Below are 19,057 nucleotides of genomic sequence, written 5' to 3' on the forward strand. Positions count from 1 at the left end.
GCTTAAATGGCAAACGACGCCGCAAAGCCGACCATTTCCGGGAATCGAGACCATGGCGTTCGTTGAACGGGTTTTCTCAGGCGTCCAGCCGACGGGCAATCTGCACCTCGGCAACTATCTCGGCGCCATCGTCAACTTCGTGAAGATGCAGCAGACCCATAACTGCATCTATTGCGTCGTCGACATGCATGCGATCACGCAAGGCGTCGAGGTCTGGGGGGGCCCGGCCGAGCTCGCGCGCAACACCCGCGAGGTGACCGCGGCCTTCATCGCCTCGGGTATCGATGCCAGGAAGCACATCGTGTTCAACCAGAGCCAGATCGCCGGCCATGCCGAGCTGACCTGGATCTTCAACTGCGTGGCCCGGATCGGCTGGCTGAACCGCATGACGCAGTTCAAGGAGAAGGCCGGCAAGGACCGCGAGAACGCCTCCATCGGTCTCTACGATTATCCGGTGCTGATGGCCGCCGACATCCTGCTGTACCGCGCCACCCATGTGCCGGTCGGCGAGGACCAGAAGCAGCATCTGGAGCTATCGCGGGATATCGCGCAGAAGTTCAACAACGACTTCGCGGATTCGATCCGCGGCCACGGCTTTGCCGACGGTCTGCTCTTCCCGCAGCCCGAGCCGCTGATCACGGGGCCGGCGACCCGGGTGATGAGCCTGCGCGACGGCACCAAGAAGATGTCGAAATCGGACGCGTCGGACAATTCGCGCATCAACCTCACCGACGACGCCGATACCATCGCGCAGAAGATCCGCAAGGCGAAGACCGATCCGGAGCCGCTGCCGTCGGAGGAGAAGGGCCTGGAGCCGCGGCCCGAGGCCGACAATCTGGTCGGCATTTATGCCGCGCTCGCCGGCGTCTCCAAGCAGGAGGTGCTGACGCAGTTCGGCGGCGGGCAATTCTCCAGCTTCAAGAACGCGCTGGTCGAGGTGTGCGTCGCAAAACTGGCGCCGATCGCCTCCGAGATGAAGAAGCTGGTGGCCGATCCCGGCCATGTCGACGCAGTGCTGGCCGACGGCGCCAACCGCGCCCGCGGCATCGCCGACGAGACCATGCGCATCACCAAGGACATCGTCGGCTTCATCCGCCCGCGCTAGGGAGAGCGTTCAACGAACGCTGTAGGTTCGTGAGGACACCCGATTACGTCAGAGACGGCTGGTGTCTTGAAGATGGCGAGGAATACCAGCGCGCGGCTCCGGCAACCTTTCACATCCCGGATCTGGCGCTGCGGCGCCTTCTCCAGCCCGGCGACCTCGCCAAGTTGATCTTCAAGATCGCCGTCGAGGGTGACGAACACGGGGCCGTGGAGCGAATGTGGGTGATCGTCCGCGAACGTACCCCGACCGGCTATATCGGGATGCTGGACAACCAGCCCAACTCGATCGCAGAAAACGATCAATTCTGGCTCGGAACCGAGTTGCCGTTCGAGTATCGGCACATCATTGCGGTCGCCCACGCCGATGAGGCCAGTGTCGCACTTGCGAAGGCGCCCGCTCCTATCCCGTGGGATCGCGCAAGCTAGAACGCGCTCCGACGCTGCAACGCCGCTTGTCGGAAACGGCCGCGCCGTGGCACCATGGGCCTTGTTTGAGCATGATCTGGTTCGGAAAACCGCTTCACACTTTTCGCTGACGCGGCCTCCGGCTCCGGATCATGCTCGTGGCCAGCACCGGGACATGCATGACCACCCAGCGACGAAGCTACGAGACAGGTCACAAGCCGAAATGCCTCGTCATCGTTGACGACACGGCGGAATGGGACCGTGCGGTCTATTACGCCAGCCGGTGGGCCATCCGGGTCGGCGGCGGCGTCCTGATGCTGCGGGTGATCGAGACCGAGGACCAGAACCAGCAATGGCTCGGGGTGGCCGACATTATGCGCGCGGAGGCCGAGGAAGCCGCCAACGAGGCGCTCGACCGCGCCGCCGGCCGCGCCAACGGGATCGCCGCGATCACCCCGGAGCGGGTGATTCGCGAGGGCGACCCTGTCGAGCAGATCCTCGACGTGATCGAAAAGGACGTCGATATCGCGATGCTGGTGCTGGCCGCCAATCCGGGCGCCGAGGGGCCCGGGCCGATCATCACCACCATGGCCAAGACCGTGGGGGCATTCCCGATCCCCGTGACCATCGTGCCCGGCGGCCTGTCTGACGCCGAGATCGACGCCCTGTCCTAGCGTTATCGGCTCCGAAACCGCTCCAGAGCATGGATGCGGGCCTGGAACCGCGGTTTTGCGGCTTGATCGCGGGCTTTTTAATTGCCATCTGGTAGGGGAACCCAACGCGCCGGCCTTGAACCGGCGACGCCGGAGACAGCAAATGTTCATCCAGACCGAAGCCACACCCAATCCCGCCACCCTGAAATTCATTCCGGGCCGCACGGTGCTCGACAGCGGCACCATGGAATTCTCATCGCCGGAATCCGCCGCGCGCTCGCCGCTTGCCGAACGGCTGTTCGCCGTCACCGGCGTCACCGGCGTGTTCTACGGCGCCGACTTCGTCACCGTGACGAAGGCGGACGGCGACTGGCAGCACCTCAAGCCCGCGATCCTCGGCGCGATCATGGAGCACTACATGTCCGGCGCGCCGCTGCTCGCCGACGGCACCGCTGGAAGCGACGACGCACGCGATGAGGAAGACGAGTTCTTCGACGAGGCAGACGCCGAAACAGTCGAGCAGATCAAGGACCTGATCGAGACCCGCGTGCGTCCCGCAGTCGCCAATGACGGCGGCGACATCACCTTCCGCGGCTTCAAGGACGGCATCGTCTATCTCAACATGAAGGGCTCCTGCGCCGGCTGCCCGTCATCGACCGCGACCTTGCAGCACGGCATCCAGAACCTGCTGCGGCACTTCGTGCCCGACGTGCAGGAAGTCCGGCCGATGTGATGGAGCGGCGAATGGCGCGTGGCGAATGGCAAATAGCGTTCTCCTGTAATTGCCAATTCGCCATTCCCCATTCGCTATTCGCCCTCCCATGATGATTCTCGCCATCGATACCGCGCTCGACGCCTGCTCCGCGGCGGTGCTCGACACCACCTCAGGCAATACCATCGCCATCGAATCCCAGGCGATGCAGCGCGGCCATGCCGAGGCGCTGATGCCGCTGATCGCCCGGGTGATGAAAGAGAGCGGCATCGGCTTTGCAGGGCTTGACCGCATCGCCGTCACCACCGGCCCCGGCAGTTTCACCGGCCTCCGCGTCGGCCTCTCGGCAGCGCGCGGCCTCGCGCTGTCAGCGGAAAAGCCGGTGGTCGGGCTGTCGACGCTCGCGGCCTACGCCGCGCCCGTGGTTGCCGAGAATGGCGAGCACGCGATCCTTTCGGCGATCGATGCGCGGCACGACCACGTCTATTTCCAGCTGGTGGGCGGCGACGGCAGCTTGATGCTCAAGCCAAAGGTTGCGCCGATCGCGGAAGCGCTCGAGGCCGCACAGTTCGGCGCGCTGCATCTGGTCGGCAACGCCGCAAATATCCTTGCCGAGCGCTGGCCTGCGGACGCCACGCCGCCGGTCAAGGTCGACAGGCAGCCAGCGCCTGACATTACCTGGGTTGCCTGGGTCGGCGCGGCCGTCGATCCCGACACTGCACCGCCGCGGCCGTTCTATCTGCGCGCACCCGACGCGAAGCCGCCGAAGGATCGCCTCGAAGTCAGCACGCCGCCATCGACATGACCGGCTGGCTGTCACGATGGTGGGGCGGCGGCACGCCCGCGGTCGAGCCCGCATCCCTGCGTGACGCGGCGCGGCTCGCGCAATTGCACGGCGCGTCGTTTCACCGCGGCTGGGGCGAAGGCGAATTCGAAACGATGCTGACCGAGCGCAACACGCTGGTGCACCGGCTGCGGCAGGGACGCAAGGTGATCGGCTTCGCCGTGTCGCGGATGGCGGCGGACGAAGCGGAAATCCTGTCGATTGCGATCGATTCCAATCAGCGCGGGCGCGGCCTGTCGCGCGACCTGCTCTTGACCCATCTCGGCCATCTTGCCGGCCGCGGCATCCGCACCATCTTCCTCGAGGTGGAAGAGAACAATCAGCCGGCGCGACGGCTCTATGAAAGGGCCGGATTCGGCGTGATCGGCCGCCGCGAACGCTATTACAAGCAGCCCGGCGGGGAACATTTGAACGCACTTCTGATGCGGCGCGACTTGTCGTAACATCCGCGCGATGGCAGAAAAGCCCCCGCTCTGCCACCCAAGGTTTGAAGAATACGGCCTGAAACCCATGACCACGGTGAAAATCCCGCCTGCGCATAAAAATACCGGCATCGAGGCGCGCTGCGCCGCGACCGGCATGCGCATGACCGAACAGCGCCGCGTGATCGCGCGGGTGCTGGCGGAGGCCATGGATCACCCTGATGTCGAGGAGCTGTACCGCCGCTGCGTCGCGGTCGACGACAAGATTTCGATCTCGACGGTCTATCGCACCGTCAAGCTGTTCGAGGACGCCGGCATCATCGAGCGTCACGACTTCCGAGAGGGCCGCGCGCGCTACGAGCAGATGCCCGAGAGCCATCACGACCACCTGATCAATCTGCGCGACGGCAAGGTGATCGAATTCACCTCAGAGGAAATCGAGAAACTGCAGGCCGAGATCGCACGCAAACTCGGCTACAAGCTGGTCGATCACCGTCTCGAGCTCTATTGCGTCCCACTCGACGAAGACAGCAAGTCGTAAACCGGGTGGGCTTCGATCTCGTCATCTTCGATTGCGACGGCGTGCTCGTTGACAGCGAGGTGATCTCGTGTCGCGCGCATGCGGAGACGCTGACCCGTCACGGCTTTCCGATCACGCCGGACGGCGTGCTGAAGCGCTTCCTCGGCGTGTCCGACCGCGAGGCGCGGCGGATCGTGGAGAGCGAGATCGGCCGTGCGTTGCCCGACACATTCGAGGCCGACGTCAAGCATGCGACGCTGAGCTTCTATGCCGACGATCTCAGCGCCATCGCGCATGTCGGCGACGCGATCGCCGCGCTCGAATTGCCGAAATGCGTGGCGTCGAGCGGCACGCCGGAAAAGATCCATCACGGCCTGACCTGCGCCGGGCTCTACGACCAGCTCGCGCCGCATATTTTCTCCGCCACGCAGGTCAAGCGCGGCAAGCCGGCCCCCGATCTCTTCCTGTTCGCGGCCGCCCAGATGGGCGCGCGCCCTTCGCGCTGCGTCGTGATCGAGGACAGCGTGGCCGGCGTCACCGGCGCCCGCGCCGCCGGAATGACCGTGCTCGGTTTCCACGGCGGCAGCCACTGCACGGCTGATCATGAGGACCTGCTGCGCCAGGCCGGCGCCGCCGTCACATTCGCCGATATGCGCCAATTGCCCGATTTGATCGCTAAAATCGGGGCTGAAGTCCAGATCGCCGGCTGAGCCCACTCCGTCATTCCAGGGCGCGACCGTGGGGAGCGAACCCGGAATCTCGAGATTCCCCGATGCACAATTGTGCATCTGCGGTCTTGTCCTTCGGACCATCCCAGAATGACGGGGTGAAAAGCTGGCTTTTCGCCGGTTTAAGCTATATTTCAGCCCCGGCGCCCCGATGGCGCCGTTTCCTTTTCGCATTCAGGGTTCCATGACGACGCCGCGCAAGCTGCACATCAAATCCTATGGCTGCCAGATGAACGTCTACGATGCGCAGCGCATGGTGGACACGCTGGCCAGCGAGGGCTTTGTCGAGACCGCGAGCGCCGATGACGCCGACCTCGTGATCCTCAACACCTGCCACATTCGCGAGAAGGCGTCGGAGAAGGTCTATTCCGAACTCGGGCGGCTTAGGGTCGCCAAGGATGAGGCCGCGCGCCAGGGCCGCGAGATGAAGATCGCGGTCGCAGGCTGTGTCGCGCAGGCGGAGGGCGCCGAGATCATCCATCGTGCGCCGACCGTCGACATCGTGGTCGGGCCGCAGAGCTATCATCATCTGCCCGCGCTCCTGAAGCGCGCCGAGGAAAACGGCCGCGCACTGGAAACGGAATTCCCGGTCGAGGACAAGTTCGGCTTCCTGCCGCAGCCGAAGCCGGATGCGATCCGCGCCCGCGGCATCTCCGCCTTCGTCACGGTGCAGGAAGGTTGCGACAAGTTCTGCACCTTCTGCGTGGTGCCCTATACGCGCGGCGCGGAAGTCTCGCGTCCGGTCGCCAGGATCATCGACGACGTCAAGCAGCTCGCCGACAACGGTGTGCGCGAATTCACGCTGATCGGACAGAACGTCAACGCCTATCACGGCGAAGGTCCCGACGGCCGCGTCTGGCCGCTCGGCAAATTGTTGCAGCGGCTCGCCACCATTCCCGGCGTCAGACGGCTGCGCTATTCGACCAGCCATCCCCGCGACGTCGACGACGAGCTGATCGCGGCGCATCGCGATTTGCCCGAGCTGATGCCGTTCGTGCACCTGCCGGTGCAATCGGGGGCGGACCGAATCCTCGCCGCCATGAACCGCAAACATACCGCCGATGACTACCGGCGCGTCATCGACCGGTTCCGTGCCGCGCGGCAAGACATTGCTTTTTCATCAGATTTTATCGTGGGCTTCCCCGGAGAGACTGAGGAAGAATTTTCCGCCACTCTCGCGCTTGTCACGCAAATCGGGTACGCTGCGGCATATTCATTCAAGTATTCGCCACGGCCGGGCACGCCGGCGGCGGAGATGCGGGAGACGGTGTCAGCAGCCGAGATGGACGAGCGCTTGGGGCGGCTTCAGGAACTGATCGACAGCCAGCAGTCGGCCTTCAACCGGGCCGCGATCGGCACGACGGTGGAAGTGCTGTTCGAGCGCGCCGCGCGCAATCCGGGACAGATCGTCGGCCGCACCGCCTATCTGCAGCCTGCCCATGTGATGGCATCGCCTGACATTATCGGCCAGGTCCGCTCCGTGAGGATCGACAGCCTCGAGCGTTACAGCCTGATCGGCGAGCTGGCCACGACAGCCGCACCAAATTTCATTTCGCAGACCATTGGAGCCTGAAATCCTTGCCCAAAAGCGCATCGGATTCGCCTTCGCTTGCTCCCAGCCGCAAACCTGACCGCGACATGCAAATTCCACCTGAGACCCAGGTCGTCATCGATTTCGACGACAACCGCGCCGCATCCGCACTGGTCGGCCCCTACGGACAGAATCTGGCGCTGATCGAGCGGCGGCTCGGCGTCGTGGTCGATTCCCGCGGCAATCACCTCACCATCGCAGGCTCCCGCGACGGCTGCGACGCCGCGCGGCGGGTGCTCGAGACGCTCTATGCGCAGGCCGTCGAGGGCCACGATCTCGATCAGGGCGAGGTCGAAGGTGCGATCCGCGCCGTGATCGCGCAGGGATCGCTGTTCGAATTCGACAACAAGACCGCCAAGCCGACCTTCGAGACCATCAATCTGCGCAAGCGTCCGGTGCGCGCCCGCACCGCGGCGCAGGATTCCTACATCCGCGCGCTGAAGCGGCACGAGCTGGTGTTCGGCGTCGGTCCGGCCGGCACCGGCAAGACCTGGCTCGCGGTCGCCCATGCGGCGCAACTGTTCGAGCGCAAGGAGGTCGATCGCATCATCCTGACCCGGCCCGCGGTCGAGGCCGGCGAGCGGCTCGGCTTCCTGCCCGGCGACCTCAAGGAGAAAGTCGATCCGTATCTGCGCCCGATCTATGACGCGCTGTACGATCTGATGGATGCCCGCGTCGTCGAACGCGCGCTGCAAGGCAACGAGATCGAGATCGCGCCGCTCGCCTTCATGCGCGGCCGCACCCTGACCAATGCCGCCATCATCCTCGACGAGGCGCAGAACACCACGACGATGCAGATGAAGATGTTCTTGACACGTCTCGGCGAGAACAGCCGGATGATCGTCACCGGCGACCCGTCGCAGGTCGACCTGCCGCATGGCCAGGCTTCGGGGCTCACGGAAGCCGTGAAGCTGCTCGATGGCGTCGAGGGCATCGCCCAGGTGCATTTCAAGGCCGAGGACGTGATCCGCCATGAATTGGTGGCGCGCATCGTGGCCGCCTATGAGGGATTGCCGCAAAAGCCGGCAAACGCCAGATCTTGAGACCAATAGCTTCGGCCGCGAGCCCGCACGACGCGGGTTCCGGCCATAACGCAGATTTTGAAACGACCGTGTCTGCTCTTCCTGCAACCGAGGTTCTCGTCACCGCCGACTGCTGGCAGGCCGAGCCCGACGCCGACGCGGTGATCCATCGCGCGATCGAGGCTGCCGCCGCGATCGCCGATGCCGATGTCGCCGACGCCGAGCTTGCGGTGATGCTGACCGACGACGCCGGCATCCGCACGCTCAACGCCAACTGGCGCAGCATCGACAAGCCGACCAACGTGCTGTCGTTTCCGGCGCTGCAGCCCGAAGGCGCCGGCGGCGAGGACGATGCCCCGCGCATGCTCGGCGATATCGCGATCGCCTATGAGACGACGCGGCGCGAGGCCGATGAAGAACAGAAACCGTTCGACCATCATTTGAGCCATCTCGCGGTGCATGGCTTCCTGCATCTGATCGGTTACGACCACGAGAACGACGACGATGCCGAGGACATGGAGGCGCTCGAGCGCGAGATCCTCTCTTCTCTCGGCATTCCCGACCCCTATGCGGATCGGACCGCCTGACATGCCGGATTCCGAACCAACGCACGACAATCCGCGCAACGTGGGCAACCTGCCCGCCGTCGTGCACGAAGGCGAGGTGCAACGTGCGCCCGCCGAAGGCTGGCTGGTGCGCGCGATCCGTACGCTGTTCGGCTGGAAGGCCGGCTCGGTGCGCGACGACCTGCAGGTGGTGCTCGACGCCTCGACGCCCGACGATGTCGGCTTCTCGGCGATCGAGCGCACCATGCTGCGCAACATCCTGTCGCTGAACGAGCGGCGGATCGCCGACGTCATGGTGCACCGCGCCGACATCGTCGCGGTCAAGCGCGACATTCCGCTCGGCGAATTGATGAGCCTGTTCGAGAGCGCCGCGCATTCGCGGCTCGTCGTCTACAACGAGACGCTCGACGACCCCGAGGGCATGGTGCATATCCGCGACCTGCTCGCCTTCATGACCGCGAGAGCGCGCGTCACCGACGCGACCAAGACGAAGCGCAAGAAGCCGTTCCCGGCAGGGCTCGACCTGCGCACGGTCGATCTCGCACTGCCGCTGGCGGACGCCAATATCATCCGCAAGCTGCTCTACATCCCGCCGTCGATGCGCGCGATCGACCTCTTGGCGCAGATGCAGGCCTCGCGCATCCATCTCGCGCTGGTGGTCGACGAATATGGCGGCACCGACGGGCTGGTGTCGATCGAGGATATCGTCGAGCAGATCGTCGGCGAGATCGACGACGAGCACGATTCGGACGAACCGCCGTCGATCGTTCGGCAGGCCGACAACTCCTTCATCGCCGACGCGCGCGCCAGCCTCGACGATGTCCGCTCGGTGATCGGCGATGATTTCGTGATCGGCGAGGCCGGCGAGGAGGTCGAGACGCTCGGCGGCTATCTGGTGTCGTTTGTCGGCCGGCTGCCGGTGCGCGGCGAGGTGATCTCGGGGCCCGGCAATTACGAGGTCGAGGTGCTCGACGCCGATCCGCGACGGGTCAAGCGGGTGCGAATCAGCGCGCGCAAGGAACGGCCGACGCCGCGCAAGGAGCGCGAGCGGCGCCGCGAGCAGTCCCCGGACTCCGGAACGCCACAGGCGAATGACAATTTGCCGCCGCCCGGCGAGGGAGCCGGACCGCAGTGAGGCTCTCCGACCGGCTCCGATCGATCGGCCTTGCGGTCATCCTGACCTGGGGATGGAAGCGCGCCGTCCTCGCACTCACAGCCGGCGCGCTGTCGTCACTGGCGATGGCGCCGTTCAACGCCTGGCCCGTTCTGTTTTTGACCTTTTCCATCGCGGTCTGGCTGATCGACGGCAGTGCCGCCGGGCGCTGGCGCGGCGTGCCCGCGGCGGCGCTGTCCGGTTTCTGGTTCGGCCTCGGCTACTTCGTGCCGGGCCTGTACTGGATCGGCTACGCGTTCTTCGTCGATGCGCAGACCTTCGCCTGGCTGACGCCGTTCGCCGTGCTCGGCCTGCCCGCCTATCTCGCGCTGTTCACCGCCTTCGGTTTCGCGCTGGCGCGGCTGATCTGGCCGCGCGATGCCTCGCGCGTGCTGGCGCTCGCCGTCAGCCTGACGATATCGGAGTGGCTGCGCGGTCATCTCCTGAGCGGCTTTCCGTGGAATGCGTTCGGTTACGCGCTGACCGAGCCATTGGCGCTCGCCCAGACGGCGTCGCTGATCGGGTTGTGGGGCATGACGTTCCTGGCGGTCGCGATCTTCGCGAGCCCCGCCGTGCTGATCGACGGCGCCTCACGCGGCCGCAAGCCGTGGCGCGCACCGGTCGCAGCCGTGCTGGTTCTGGCGGCGATGCTGGCGTTCGGCGCAGTCCGTCTCTCACAGGAGCCGACCAGGATGGTCGACGGCGTCAAGCTCCGCATCATGCAGCCCGATTTGCAGCAGGACGCCAAGTTCAACTACTCCGCCAAGGCGGCGGTGATGCAGAAATATCTCACTCTGTCGGATCGGGCCTCGGGGCCGCACTCCACAGGCGTGAGCGATTCCACCATCCTGATCTGGCCGGAATCCGCGTTTCCGTTCTTCCTGACCAAGGAAGCCGATGCGATGGCGCAGATTGCCGAGCTGCTGCCAAAGGGAACCGTGCTGATCACAGGTTCAGTGCGTGCGCCCGATCTGCCGCCCGGCGTCCGCGTCACGCGCGCCTACAATTCGATCTACGTGATCGACCATGATGGCAGCGTGCTCGCGGTCTACGACAAGCTGCATCTGGTGCCGTTCGGCGAATATCTGCCGTTCCAGGACTGGATGGAGAAGCTCGGCTTCGAGCAGCTGACCAAGATGCAGGGCGGCTACATTCCGGGCACAATCCGCCGGACCCTCGACATTCCGAACGCGCCGCGCGCTTTGCCCCTGATCTGCTACGAGGCGATATTTCCCGGCAATGTGGTGAGCCGCGACGACCGTCCCGGCTGGATCGTCAATGTCACCAATGACGGCTGGTTCGGAATCTCGACCGGCCCCTATCAGCACCTGCAGCAGGCCCGGCTGCGCTCGATCGAGGAAGGCCTGCCGATGGTGCGCGCCGCCAATACGGGCGTCTCGGCCATCATCGACCCGGTTGGGCGGATCGTTGCACAGCTTGGGCTCGGCATCGAAGGCGTGCTCGATGCCGGCCTGCCCACGGCCCTGGCGCCGACGATCTATGCGCGCATCGGGAACATCCCCGCCGCTGTGATTGTGATCACAGCGCTGGCGTTCGTGCTGCGGCGCCGTTTTGTGAGGCGAAAGGCCTGACCACAGATATCGGCAGTTGTCGCCGAACCCGAAAAAGTGTCGAAATTTACCTCAGCGCGATTCCACCAGTTGACAGATCGACCGTGCACTTCGCATTGTACGGGTCCACGCGAAATCACAAGCCAAGTCAGCCCCTTTGCGCAAATTGTCCGCATTTCGTCCCGATCCTCCTTGCAGGATTTGACGGCACCGGCGCCTGAGGCATACTCCACTTCCAACTTGCCTCAGCCACGGGCGCGCAATCCCTTAGGAGAGTTGGAAATGTCCACCAAAGCGCCCAATCCTGTTGACAAATATGTCGGCAGCCGCGTCCGCATGCGACGTATCATGCTCGGCATGAGTCAGGAGAAACTGGGCGAGGCGTTAGGCCTGACGTTCCAGCAGGTGCAGAAATACGAGAAGGGCACCAATCGCGTCGGCGCCAGCCGGCTGCAGCAGATCTCCGAAATCCTGCAGGTGCCGGTCTCCTTCCTGTTCGACGGCGGCCCGAGCGGCGTCAGGACCGAGAACGGCTTCAGCGAGGGCGCCTCGCCGAGCTATGTCTCCGATTTTCTGGCAACCGCCGAAGGCCTGGCCCTGACCCGCGCCTTCACGCGCATCGCCGACGCCAAGCTCCGCCGCAGCATCGTCGAACTGGTCGAGCAGATCGCGGCGCGCGAGGCGTCCGAACAGGCCTGATCCGGCCATATCCGTTTGAGAGATCGTCAAATCTGGAATATGTCATTCCGGCGCACGCTAAGGCGCGATCAGTCATCGCGCTTTAGCTCGTTGTTTGAGCATGATCTTTTCGGAGAAAAGCTTCGCGCTTTTCCGGATCATGCTCGCGTGCGCTGAATGATAAAGCGAATTCACAGGCAGCAACAACAACATGTCCAGCAACCCGTTCGAAACCACGTCGATTCTCGACGGCATTCGCCGCTGGGTCGAGATCGAGTCACCGACGGAGCGGCCGGATCAGGTCAACAGACTGGCTGATCTCGTGGCCTCGGGCTATCGCGACCTGCCGGCCAAAGTCGAACGCATTGCGGGACGTGACGGCTGCGGCGATCATTTGGTCGCACGCTCGTCCTGGGGGCAGGACGCACCGGGCATTCTGGTGCTGAGCCATCTCGATACAGTTCATCCGATGGGATTCATCGACCGGTTACCATTCAAGATCGAAGGCGACAGCGCGTTCGGCCCCCGCATCTACGACATGAAGGGCGGCGCCTATCTCGCCTATCATGCGTTCCGGCAGATCTGCGCAGATGACGCGCGCCCGCCGCTCGGCATCACCCAGCTCTACGTTTCGGACGAGGAGATCGGCAGCCCGACCTCGCGAGCGCTGATCGAGGCCGAGGGCCGCAAGGCCAAATACGTGCTGGTCACCGAGCCCGCGCGCGACGGCGGCAAGATCGTCACCGGACGCAAGGGCGTCGCGCGCTTCGACGTTCATATCAAGGGCGCGCCGGCGCATGCCGGCACGCGCCCCGAGGACGGCCGCAGCGCGATACGGGAGCTCGGCCATGTGATCCTGGCGCTGGAGGCGATGAACGATCTCAAGCGCGGCATCACCGTCAATGTCGGCGTCGTCCGCGGCGGCACCAAGCCGAACGTGATCGCCGAGGAGGCCTATGCGGAAGTCGATCTGCGCGTGCCGACCATCGCCGACGCCGAGGAGCTGGTGCCGAAGATCCTCGGAATCACCTCGCGCACCGAGGGCGTCAGCGTGAAGGTGACAGGCGAATTGAACCGTCCGCCCTACGAGAAGAGCAACGCCGGCGCCGCGCTTTACGAACACGCCAGGGAGCTTGCCGCCGAACTCGGCTTCGAGCTGCTCGATGTCTTCACCGGCGGCGGCTCCGACGGCAATTTCACCGCACCGCATACCGCAACCCTCGACGGTCTCGGCGTCGACGGCAAGGGCGCGCATACCCATTACGAGCAGCTCTATGTCTCGTCGATCGAGCCGCGCGCGCGGCTGCTCCACCGCCTCTATCAAACGCTGCGATGATATCTGCGCCTGACGACAATGATCGTGATCCATCCGACGACGGCGCGATGGCGCATTCGCGCGGCTCGTTCTTCGGGCGGCGCAAGGGCCACAAGCTGCGCGCGCACCAGGCCGACCTGATCGACAATCTGCTGCCGCATCTGGCGCTCGACATCGCTGGCCCCGCGCCTGCGACGCTGACCGAATTGTTCGATGACGGGATCGGGGATGTAAGGCTCGAGATCGGCTTCGGCGGCGGCGAGCATCTGATCGCAGAAGCACAGGCATTTCCGGCGACGGGCTTCATCGGCTGCGAGCCCTATGTCAACGGCATGGCGAAGATCCTGACTCAGATCGAGGCGCGGAATATCGGCAACATCCGCCTGTTCGCCGGCGACGCGGCCGAGCTGTTGGCCTGGGCACCGCCGCGCGCGCTGGCGCGCATCGACCTGATCCATCCCGATCCCTGGCCGAAGCGGCGGCACTGGAAGCGGCGCTTCGTGCAGGATGCGACGGTCGCTGCCATGACACGATTGCTGCCGCCGGGCGGCGAATTCCGCTTCGTCAGCGACATCGACGATTATTGCGCCTGGACGCTCGCACATCTGATGCGCTCGCCCGACTTTGCCTGGCTCGCCGAGCGCGCGATCGACTGGCAGCAGCCGTGGCCCAACTACACGATGACGCGCTACGGCGCCAAGGCCGAGCGCGAAGGGCGCAAGGCGGCGTATCTGCGATTTCGTCGCACGTCTTAGCATCGTCGTTCCGGGGCGATGCGTAGCATCGAACCTCAGATGCGCAATTGCGCATCGGGGAACCTCGAGATTCCGGGTTCTCGCTACGCGAGCCCCGGAATGACGAAAGAGCTATCCCTGCCCAGCCAGCCGCGCCTTCCTGACGTCGGTCGCCTCCCACACCATGCGCTTGCCGCGCTCGCGACCGAGCAGCCCGATCGGATCGTGATTGTCGATGTGGCCGAACTGGCCCTTGTAGACGCTGTAGCCGCACAATTCCTGCAGGCGGCGCGGAAAGCGCGCCGCGGTCTCGCGCGGAATCCCGAGCTGCAAATTTTCCTGCTGCCGCATCCAGCCCCAGCAATAAGCGCAGGAGAACGCAAAGCGCCTGGCGTCGCTGGTGTTGGCGCCGCCGCCGTGCCACAGCGCGCTGTCGAACAGCATCACGCTGCCTTCGGGCATCGTCGCAGTGATGGCGTCGTAATCCTTGCCGTATTCCGGCGACGAATCGAGTTTGTGGCTGCGCGGAATGATCCGCGTCGCGCCATTGTCGTCGCGGAAATCCGACAGCGCCCAGATCGCATTGATCGTGATCGGGATGTGCGGCCGCGGCAGCTGGATCAACTGGGTGTCTTCGTGAATCGGCTGCGCCACCTCGCCCGGACCGAGCACCAGCGAGCAGAACGACGACAGCAGGCATTCCTTGTCCAGCACGCGTTCGACCACCGGCAGCACGTTCTCATGCAGCGGCACTTCCCAGAACAGATCGTCATAGGTCAGGAGGTTGTTGATGCGCAGCGTCTTGAAGCCCTCGAACGACGTCCTGGCGGGGCCGAGATTGTGCTCGCTCTCGATCCGCAGCACCGCCGCTTTCAATCCCTCGACCAACTCCGGCGAGGCGGCGCGCTCGATCACCGTGTATCCGTCGTCGCGGATCCGCGCGGCGTGCGATTGGATGTCGGCGTCCGTCAGCATGGCGATCTCCCGATTGGCACTGTGTCGCGCCTTGCGGAAAGCATAGCGGAACGCTTTGTGTTTGCGAGGTGTTTTGCTGGTACCGTCACCCTGAGGAGGCCGCAACGCGGCCGTCTCGAAAGGTCGACGGCCCGACTGTGGCCGTGCATCCTTCGAGACGCGCGCAAAAGCGCGCTCCTCCAGCGACAACGGCAAAGCCGTTGCGCGGGGATGACGGAATCAAGAGCTTGTTGGCGTGCCTACCGCGACTTCCAGAAATCCACGACGCGCTGCGCGGTCGACGGCATCAGGCGAACGAAGTTCACCCGCGCACCTTCGATATCTGCCGGTGACGGCACGCGGTTGGCGCCGAGCCGCATCAGGATCAGGGCGCGCACGGTCGGCCATTCGAAGCCGATCGTCTTGCCGGCGATCAGGATCGGATCGTAGCGATCGCCGGAGATCAGGCGGTCGAGCGTGACGATCTTGACGCCGGTCATCGCGGCGAGCGCCGCCACGCATTCCTCGTATTTGAACGCCGTTGCGAAGCCTGCCACCGCGGCCTCGTTCAATTCGCCGGCGCGATGCAGCGCCAGGATCGCGCGCAGCGCGGCTGCCAAATCGCGGCCGACGACCTCAGCGACCACACCTTCGATCTCGTTCATCGCCAGCTTGATCTCGGCCTGCCGCTCCGGCTTGGCGACGCTATGCAACCGGCGGCGGATCACGTCGATCGAGCCGGCCAGCAGGCTCTTCAAATGTTCGGGCGGAAGATCGTCGCGGCGTCCGATCCTCAGCGTCAGCACGCCGTCCTGGCCGGCGCGACGCACCAGCGTCGCAAAGGAATCGTCGGAGAACGCGGCGCCGGCATTGCTGGCGGCGCATCGGATCACATCGCGATCGCCGCGACGGATGATGACATCGGTCAGCGCGGTCGAAAGCTTTGGCCGCTCGGCCATCGCAAGCAGATGACCCTGGCCCTTGGCATTGGCGATCTCGACCAGCACCCGATCGTCGATGACGGGCGACTTGCGCAGCAGCGGGCCCGCGATCGCGACATCATCCTCACGAGCGAGTTGCCCGACTAGGTGCCGCGGCGCATTGGCGAGCGGCGCGAGCCGTTCGGCGAGATCGATCCGTGCCGCGAGCTCGGCATGCGGGACCAGGCTGGTCAGCACCCCGTCGAACAGGTCGATATGGTCGGGGCGAAAGCTCCCGGCGCCCTGCAGGAACAGCTCGCCGAGCCGCCGTGCGGCCTCGGCGCGGCGCTTGGGGTCGCCGCGGCGAACGATGTCGTCGAGTTCCGGGATCAGCGCAGGGGCTGTCGTCATGAGCCTTGTCCAAACCGGCGGCTTCTGCCGGTTTTCGGCAATCTATGGTCCCGTTCGTAAACGGAGGGTTAGGTCGAATCTGCCCCCGCGGAGCGGCAAAATCGCGTTCCGCCCGAAACGGAGGCCTTGCCGGCCCCGAGCAAAAGAGCTATATCCACCGCAACTTATGGTATCTCATACGATCGCGTAGGAGAGTGGGCCCCCCGGGACCCGCTCTTTTTTATTACCTGACGGGACCCAGCGAGGCCGGGTTCGGTTTAGGTAGCGTTAGCGGCCACTTAAGGCCATTTGAACAACACAACAGACCTCAGCAGCCTCTAGACCTTAGACAGCCTTTGACACTGGATATGACCGAACCGACCGCCACGCCCGTGGACACCGAACTGCTCGCCGAGCCGCGGCTCGTCGTCGAGCCCGGGGTCGCGGCGCGCGTCGCTGCGGTCGCGGTCCCGGTGCTGCAGGGCATGGGCTATCGCCTGGTGCGCATCAAGGTCTCGGGCGACGCCGGCTGCACGGTGCAGATCATGGCGGAACGGCCCGACGGCACGATACAGCTCGAGGATTGCGAGGCGATCTCGCGCGCGCTGTCGCCGGTGCTCGATGTCGCCGACCCGATCGAGCGCGCCTACCGGCTGGAGATCTCGTCGCCCGGCATCGACCGCCCGCTGGTGCGCCGTTCCGACTTCGAGCGCTACACCGGTCATCTCGTGAAGATCGAGATGGCGGTGGCGCATCAGGGTCGCAAGCGGTTCCGCGGCCTGCTCGCCGGCGTCGAGGGCAATGCGGTGCGCATCAAGCGCGACGATCCGCGCCCCGGCGAGGACGCCGAGGTCTTGCTGGTGATGGAAGACATCTCTGACGCGCGGCTGGTGCTGACCGACGAGCTGATCGAGGAATCAATGCGCCGCGGCAAGGCCGCCGAGCGCGAACTGCGCCGCGAGCTCGGCCTGGCGCCGCCGCAGCCGGCCCACGCCAGGAAGAGCGATCCCGCGAAGAGTCAGAAGCCGAAACCCAAGCCTGGTAACACGCCCGGCACGAAGCCGGCTCCGACCAACACCAAAAAGCACCGCCTGGCCGCCGAACGCGCGCGCCGTGGCGAGATCGATCCATCCGAAGGAGACTAAGCCATGGCAGTCAGCGCCAACAAACTCGAACTGCTGCAGATCGCAGACGCAGTTGCGCGCGAAAAGTCGATCGACCGCTCCATCGTGATCGCGGCGATGGAAGACGCCATCGCCAAGGCCGCGCGTGCCCGCTACGGCAGCGAGACCGACGTCCATGCCGAGATCGACGCCAAGAAGGGCGAACTTCGCCTGACCCGCCACATGCTGGTGGTCGAAATCGTCGAGAACTCGTCGAACCAGATTTCGCTGCACGACGCGCAGCGCGCCAATCCGGGCGCCCAGGTCGGCGACACCATCGCCGATACGCTGCCGCCGCTGGAATATGGCCGCATCGCCGCGCAGTCCGCCAAGCAGGTGATCGTGCAGAAGGTGCGCGAGGCCGAGCGCGACCGGCAGTACCAGGAATTCAAGGACCGCATCGGCGACATCGTCAACGGCATCGTCAAGCGCGTCGAATATGGCAGCGTGATCGTCGACCTCGGCCGCGGCGAAGCGATCGTGCGCCGCGACGAGATGCTGCCACGCGAAGTGTTCCGCAACGGCGACCGCGTCCGCGCTTATATCTTCGACGTCCGCCGCGAGACCCGCGGTCCGCAGATCTTCCTGTCGCGCACCCATCCGCAGTTCATGGCGAAGCTGTTCGCGCAGGAAGTGCCGGAAATCTATGACGGCATCGTCGAGATCAAGGCGGTTGCCCGCGATCCGGGCTCGCGCGCCAAGATCGGCGTGATCTCGCGCGATTCCTCGGTCGACCCGGTCGGCGCCTGCGTCGGCATGCGCGGCTCGCGCGTGCAGGCCGTGGTGAACGAGCTGCAGGGCGAGAAGATCGACATCATCCCGTGGTCGCCCGACATCGCGACCTTCGTGGTCAACGCGCTGGCGCCGGCCGAAGTCGCCAAGGTCGTGATCGACGAGGACCGCGAGCGCATCGAGGTCGTGGTTCCCGACACCAACAACCAGCTGTCGCTGGCGATCGGCCGCCGCGGCCAGAACGTCCGCCTCGCCTCGCAGCTGACCGGCTGGGACATCGACATCCTGACCGAGCAGGAAGAGTCGGAGCGCCGCCAGGCCGACTTCGAGAACTCGACCCGCGTGTTCATGGAAGCGCTCAATGTCGACGAAGTGGTCGGCCAGCTGCTCGCTTCAGAAGGCTTCACCTCGGTCGAGGAACTCGCGCTGGTCGACGTCAAGGAACTCGCCGGCATCGAAGGTTTCGACGAGGAGACCGCCACCGAGTTGCAGACCCGCGCCCGCGAATATCTGGAACAGCTTGAGGCTGAACTGGAAGCCAAGCGCAAGGAACTCGGCGTCGAGGACGCCATGAAGGACGTGCCGGGCGTGACCGGGAAGATGCTGGTGAAGCTCGGCGAGAACGACGTGAAGACCGTCGAGGACCTCGCCGGCTGCGCCACCGACGATCTGGTCGGCTGGACCGAGCGCAAGGAAGGCGGCGAGCCGACCAAGCATGCCGGGTTCCTCGATGGCATCGAGGTCTCGCGCGACGAGGCCGAGGCCATGATCATGCAGGCTCGCGTGAAGGCCGGCTGGATCACCGAGGCCGACCTCGCCAAGCCTGCTGCTGCTGAGGAGGCCGAGGCCGCCGAAGCAGAAGCGGCGACCTAAGGAGATG

General features: G+C 65.1%; 20 protein-coding genes. 18 read left to right on the plus strand and 2 right to left on the minus strand.

From position 1 onward, the window contains the following. Nucleotides 1-52: 52 nt before the first annotated feature. From trpS to K359_RS0128810, 16 genes are all read left to right on the plus strand, one after another. The gene (gene trpS, locus K359_RS0128735) at nucleotides 53-1,105 is read left to right on the plus strand and encodes a tryptophan--tRNA ligase (RefSeq protein ID WP_029082418.1); all 1,053 of its coding nucleotides are present in this window, start codon (nucleotides 53-55) and stop codon (nucleotides 1,103-1,105) included. Between the two features lie 29 nt (nucleotides 1,106-1,134). Then, the gene (locus tag K359_RS57405; protein WP_051346467.1) at nucleotides 1,135-1,530 is read left to right on the plus strand and encodes a hypothetical protein; all 396 of its coding nucleotides are present in this window, start codon (nucleotides 1,135-1,137) and stop codon (nucleotides 1,528-1,530) included. Nucleotides 1,531-1,688: 158 nt separating this feature from the next. Next, a complete protein-coding gene (locus K359_RS0128745; RefSeq protein WP_029082419.1) occupies nucleotides 1,689-2,183 on the plus strand; it encodes a universal stress protein in 495 nt (164 codons plus the stop codon). 142 nt (nucleotides 2,184-2,325) lie between these two features. Next, nucleotides 2,326-2,895 carry a NifU family protein gene (locus K359_RS0128750; RefSeq protein WP_029082420.1) on the plus strand — a complete coding sequence of 190 codons (570 nt, stop codon included), beginning with the start codon at nucleotides 2,326-2,328 and terminating at the stop codon, nucleotides 2,893-2,895. 88 nt (nucleotides 2,896-2,983) lie between these two features. After that, nucleotides 2,984-3,679 carry a tRNA (adenosine(37)-N6)-threonylcarbamoyltransferase complex dimerization subunit type 1 TsaB gene (gene tsaB / locus K359_RS0128755; protein WP_029082421.1) on the plus strand — a complete coding sequence of 232 codons (696 nt, stop codon included), beginning with the start codon at nucleotides 2,984-2,986 and terminating at the stop codon, nucleotides 3,677-3,679. Beyond that, nucleotides 3,676-4,161: a ribosomal protein S18-alanine N-acetyltransferase gene (gene rimI / locus K359_RS0128760; protein WP_029082422.1), complete on the plus strand. Its 486-nt coding sequence runs from the start codon at nucleotides 3,676-3,678 to the stop codon at nucleotides 4,159-4,161. The genes tsaB and rimI overlap by 4 nt, the downstream gene beginning before the upstream one ends. Nucleotides 4,162-4,228: 67 nt before the next feature. Next, nucleotides 4,229-4,681, plus strand: a complete 453-nt coding sequence (locus tag K359_RS0128765) for a Fur family transcriptional regulator (RefSeq protein WP_029082423.1) — start codon at nucleotides 4,229-4,231, stop codon at nucleotides 4,679-4,681. Nucleotides 4,682-4,686: 5 nt separating this feature from the next. After that, on the plus strand, nucleotides 4,687-5,370 hold the full coding sequence (locus K359_RS0128770) for an HAD family hydrolase (protein WP_029082424.1): 684 nt from the start codon (nucleotides 4,687-4,689) through the stop codon (nucleotides 5,368-5,370). A gap of 202 nt (nucleotides 5,371-5,572) precedes the next feature. Next, a complete protein-coding gene (gene miaB, locus K359_RS0128775; RefSeq protein WP_029082425.1) occupies nucleotides 5,573-6,961 on the plus strand; it encodes a tRNA (N6-isopentenyl adenosine(37)-C2)-methylthiotransferase MiaB in 1,389 nt (462 codons plus the stop codon). 65 nt (nucleotides 6,962-7,026) lie between these two features. Further along, nucleotides 7,027-8,022, plus strand: coding sequence for a PhoH family protein (locus K359_RS0128780; RefSeq protein ID WP_029082426.1), 996 nt, complete (start codon nucleotides 7,027-7,029; stop codon nucleotides 8,020-8,022). A 68-nt stretch (nucleotides 8,023-8,090) separates the two neighbouring features. Beyond that, a complete protein-coding gene (gene ybeY / locus K359_RS0128785; RefSeq protein WP_029082427.1) occupies nucleotides 8,091-8,588 on the plus strand; it encodes an rRNA maturation RNase YbeY in 498 nt (165 codons plus the stop codon). A 1-nt stretch (nucleotide 8,589) separates the two neighbouring features. Continuing rightward, a complete protein-coding gene (locus K359_RS0128790) occupies nucleotides 8,590-9,702 on the plus strand; it encodes a hemolysin family protein (RefSeq protein WP_029082428.1) in 1,113 nt (370 codons plus the stop codon). After that, nucleotides 9,699-11,312 (plus strand): apolipoprotein N-acyltransferase, encoded by a 1,614-nt coding sequence (gene lnt / locus K359_RS0128795; protein ID WP_029082429.1) that lies wholly within the window; start codon nucleotides 9,699-9,701, stop codon nucleotides 11,310-11,312. The genes K359_RS0128790 and lnt overlap by 4 nt, the downstream gene beginning before the upstream one ends. A gap of 261 nt (nucleotides 11,313-11,573) precedes the next feature. Beyond that, nucleotides 11,574-11,990: a helix-turn-helix domain-containing protein gene (locus tag K359_RS0128800; RefSeq protein ID WP_029082430.1), complete on the plus strand. Its 417-nt coding sequence runs from the start codon at nucleotides 11,574-11,576 to the stop codon at nucleotides 11,988-11,990. A 190-nt stretch (nucleotides 11,991-12,180) separates the two neighbouring features. Continuing rightward, nucleotides 12,181-13,305 carry a M20 family metallopeptidase gene (locus K359_RS0128805; RefSeq protein ID WP_029082431.1) on the plus strand — a complete coding sequence of 375 codons (1,125 nt, stop codon included), beginning with the start codon at nucleotides 12,181-12,183 and terminating at the stop codon, nucleotides 13,303-13,305. Beyond that, the gene (locus tag K359_RS0128810) at nucleotides 13,302-14,039 is read left to right on the plus strand and encodes a tRNA (guanine(46)-N(7))-methyltransferase TrmB (RefSeq protein WP_029082432.1); all 738 of its coding nucleotides are present in this window, start codon (nucleotides 13,302-13,304) and stop codon (nucleotides 14,037-14,039) included. Before K359_RS0128805 ends, K359_RS0128810 begins: the two co-directional genes overlap by 4 nt. Nucleotides 14,040-14,150: 111 nt before the next feature. Here K359_RS0128810 and K359_RS0128815 read toward each other — a convergent pair whose 3' ends face one another. Both K359_RS0128815 and K359_RS0128820 read right to left on the minus strand, forming a co-directional pair. Beyond that, nucleotides 14,151-14,993, minus strand: a complete 843-nt coding sequence (locus K359_RS0128815; RefSeq protein WP_029082433.1) for a phytanoyl-CoA dioxygenase family protein — start codon at nucleotides 14,991-14,993, stop codon at nucleotides 14,151-14,153. Between the two features lie 239 nt (nucleotides 14,994-15,232). After that, nucleotides 15,233-16,303 carry a DUF2336 domain-containing protein gene (locus K359_RS0128820; RefSeq protein WP_029082434.1) on the minus strand — a complete coding sequence of 357 codons (1,071 nt, stop codon included), beginning with the start codon at nucleotides 16,301-16,303 and terminating at the stop codon, nucleotides 15,233-15,235. Between the two features lie 347 nt (nucleotides 16,304-16,650). On the opposite strand from K359_RS0128820, the gene rimP reads away from it, so the two are divergent. Together rimP and nusA are read left to right on the plus strand one after the other, a co-directional pair. Continuing rightward, nucleotides 16,651-17,427, plus strand: coding sequence for a ribosome maturation factor RimP (gene rimP, locus K359_RS0128825; RefSeq protein ID WP_029082435.1), 777 nt, complete (start codon nucleotides 16,651-16,653; stop codon nucleotides 17,425-17,427). Nucleotides 17,428-17,430: 3 nt separating this feature from the next. Next, nucleotides 17,431-19,050 (plus strand): transcription termination factor NusA, encoded by a 1,620-nt coding sequence (gene nusA, locus K359_RS0128830; protein WP_029082436.1) that lies wholly within the window; start codon nucleotides 17,431-17,433, stop codon nucleotides 19,048-19,050. Nucleotides 19,051-19,057: the final 7 nt, after the last annotated feature.

Source organism: Bradyrhizobium sp. th-b2, from assembly GCF_000426785.1.
Taxonomy (GTDB): Bacteria; Pseudomonadota; Alphaproteobacteria; order Rhizobiales; family Xanthobacteraceae; genus Bradyrhizobium; species Bradyrhizobium septentrionale.

What these genes read in the sequence shown, in the direction of transcription:
- K359_RS0128765 (WP_029082423.1), top strand. Translation starts at nt 4,229, where the DNA reads ATGACCACGGTGAAAATCCCGCCTGCGCATAAAAATACCGGCATCGAG.
- trpS (WP_029082418.1), top strand. Translation starts at nt 53, where the DNA reads ATGGCGTTCGTTGAACGGGTTTTCTCAGGCGTCCAGCCGACGGGCAAT.
- tsaB (WP_029082421.1), top strand. Translation starts at nt 2,984, where the DNA reads ATGATGATTCTCGCCATCGATACCGCGCTCGACGCCTGCTCCGCGGCG.
- K359_RS0128790 (WP_029082428.1), top strand. Translation starts at nt 8,590, where the DNA reads ATGCCGGATTCCGAACCAACGCACGACAATCCGCGCAACGTGGGCAAC.
- K359_RS0128780 (WP_029082426.1), top strand. Translation starts at nt 7,027, where the DNA reads ATGCAAATTCCACCTGAGACCCAGGTCGTCATCGATTTCGACGACAAC.
- miaB (WP_029082425.1), top strand. Translation starts at nt 5,573, where the DNA reads ATGACGACGCCGCGCAAGCTGCACATCAAATCCTATGGCTGCCAGATG.
- K359_RS0128800 (WP_029082430.1), top strand. Translation starts at nt 11,574, where the DNA reads ATGTCCACCAAAGCGCCCAATCCTGTTGACAAATATGTCGGCAGCCGC.
- K359_RS0128745 (WP_029082419.1), top strand. Translation starts at nt 1,689, where the DNA reads ATGACCACCCAGCGACGAAGCTACGAGACAGGTCACAAGCCGAAATGC.
- K359_RS0128820 (WP_029082434.1), bottom strand. Translation starts at nt 16,303, where the DNA reads ATGACGACAGCCCCTGCGCTGATCCCGGAACTCGACGACATCGTTCGC.
- K359_RS0128815 (WP_029082433.1), bottom strand. Translation starts at nt 14,993, where the DNA reads ATGCTGACGGACGCCGACATCCAATCGCACGCCGCGCGGATCCGCGAC.
- nusA (WP_029082436.1), top strand. Translation starts at nt 17,431, where the DNA reads ATGGCAGTCAGCGCCAACAAACTCGAACTGCTGCAGATCGCAGACGCA.
- K359_RS0128805 (WP_029082431.1), top strand. Translation starts at nt 12,181, where the DNA reads ATGTCCAGCAACCCGTTCGAAACCACGTCGATTCTCGACGGCATTCGC.
- K359_RS0128810 (WP_029082432.1), top strand. Translation starts at nt 13,302, where the DNA reads ATGATATCTGCGCCTGACGACAATGATCGTGATCCATCCGACGACGGC.
- rimP (WP_029082435.1), top strand. Translation starts at nt 16,651, where the DNA reads ATGACCGAACCGACCGCCACGCCCGTGGACACCGAACTGCTCGCCGAG.
- K359_RS0128750 (WP_029082420.1), top strand. Translation starts at nt 2,326, where the DNA reads ATGTTCATCCAGACCGAAGCCACACCCAATCCCGCCACCCTGAAATTC.
- rimI (WP_029082422.1), top strand. Translation starts at nt 3,676, where the DNA reads ATGACCGGCTGGCTGTCACGATGGTGGGGCGGCGGCACGCCCGCGGTC.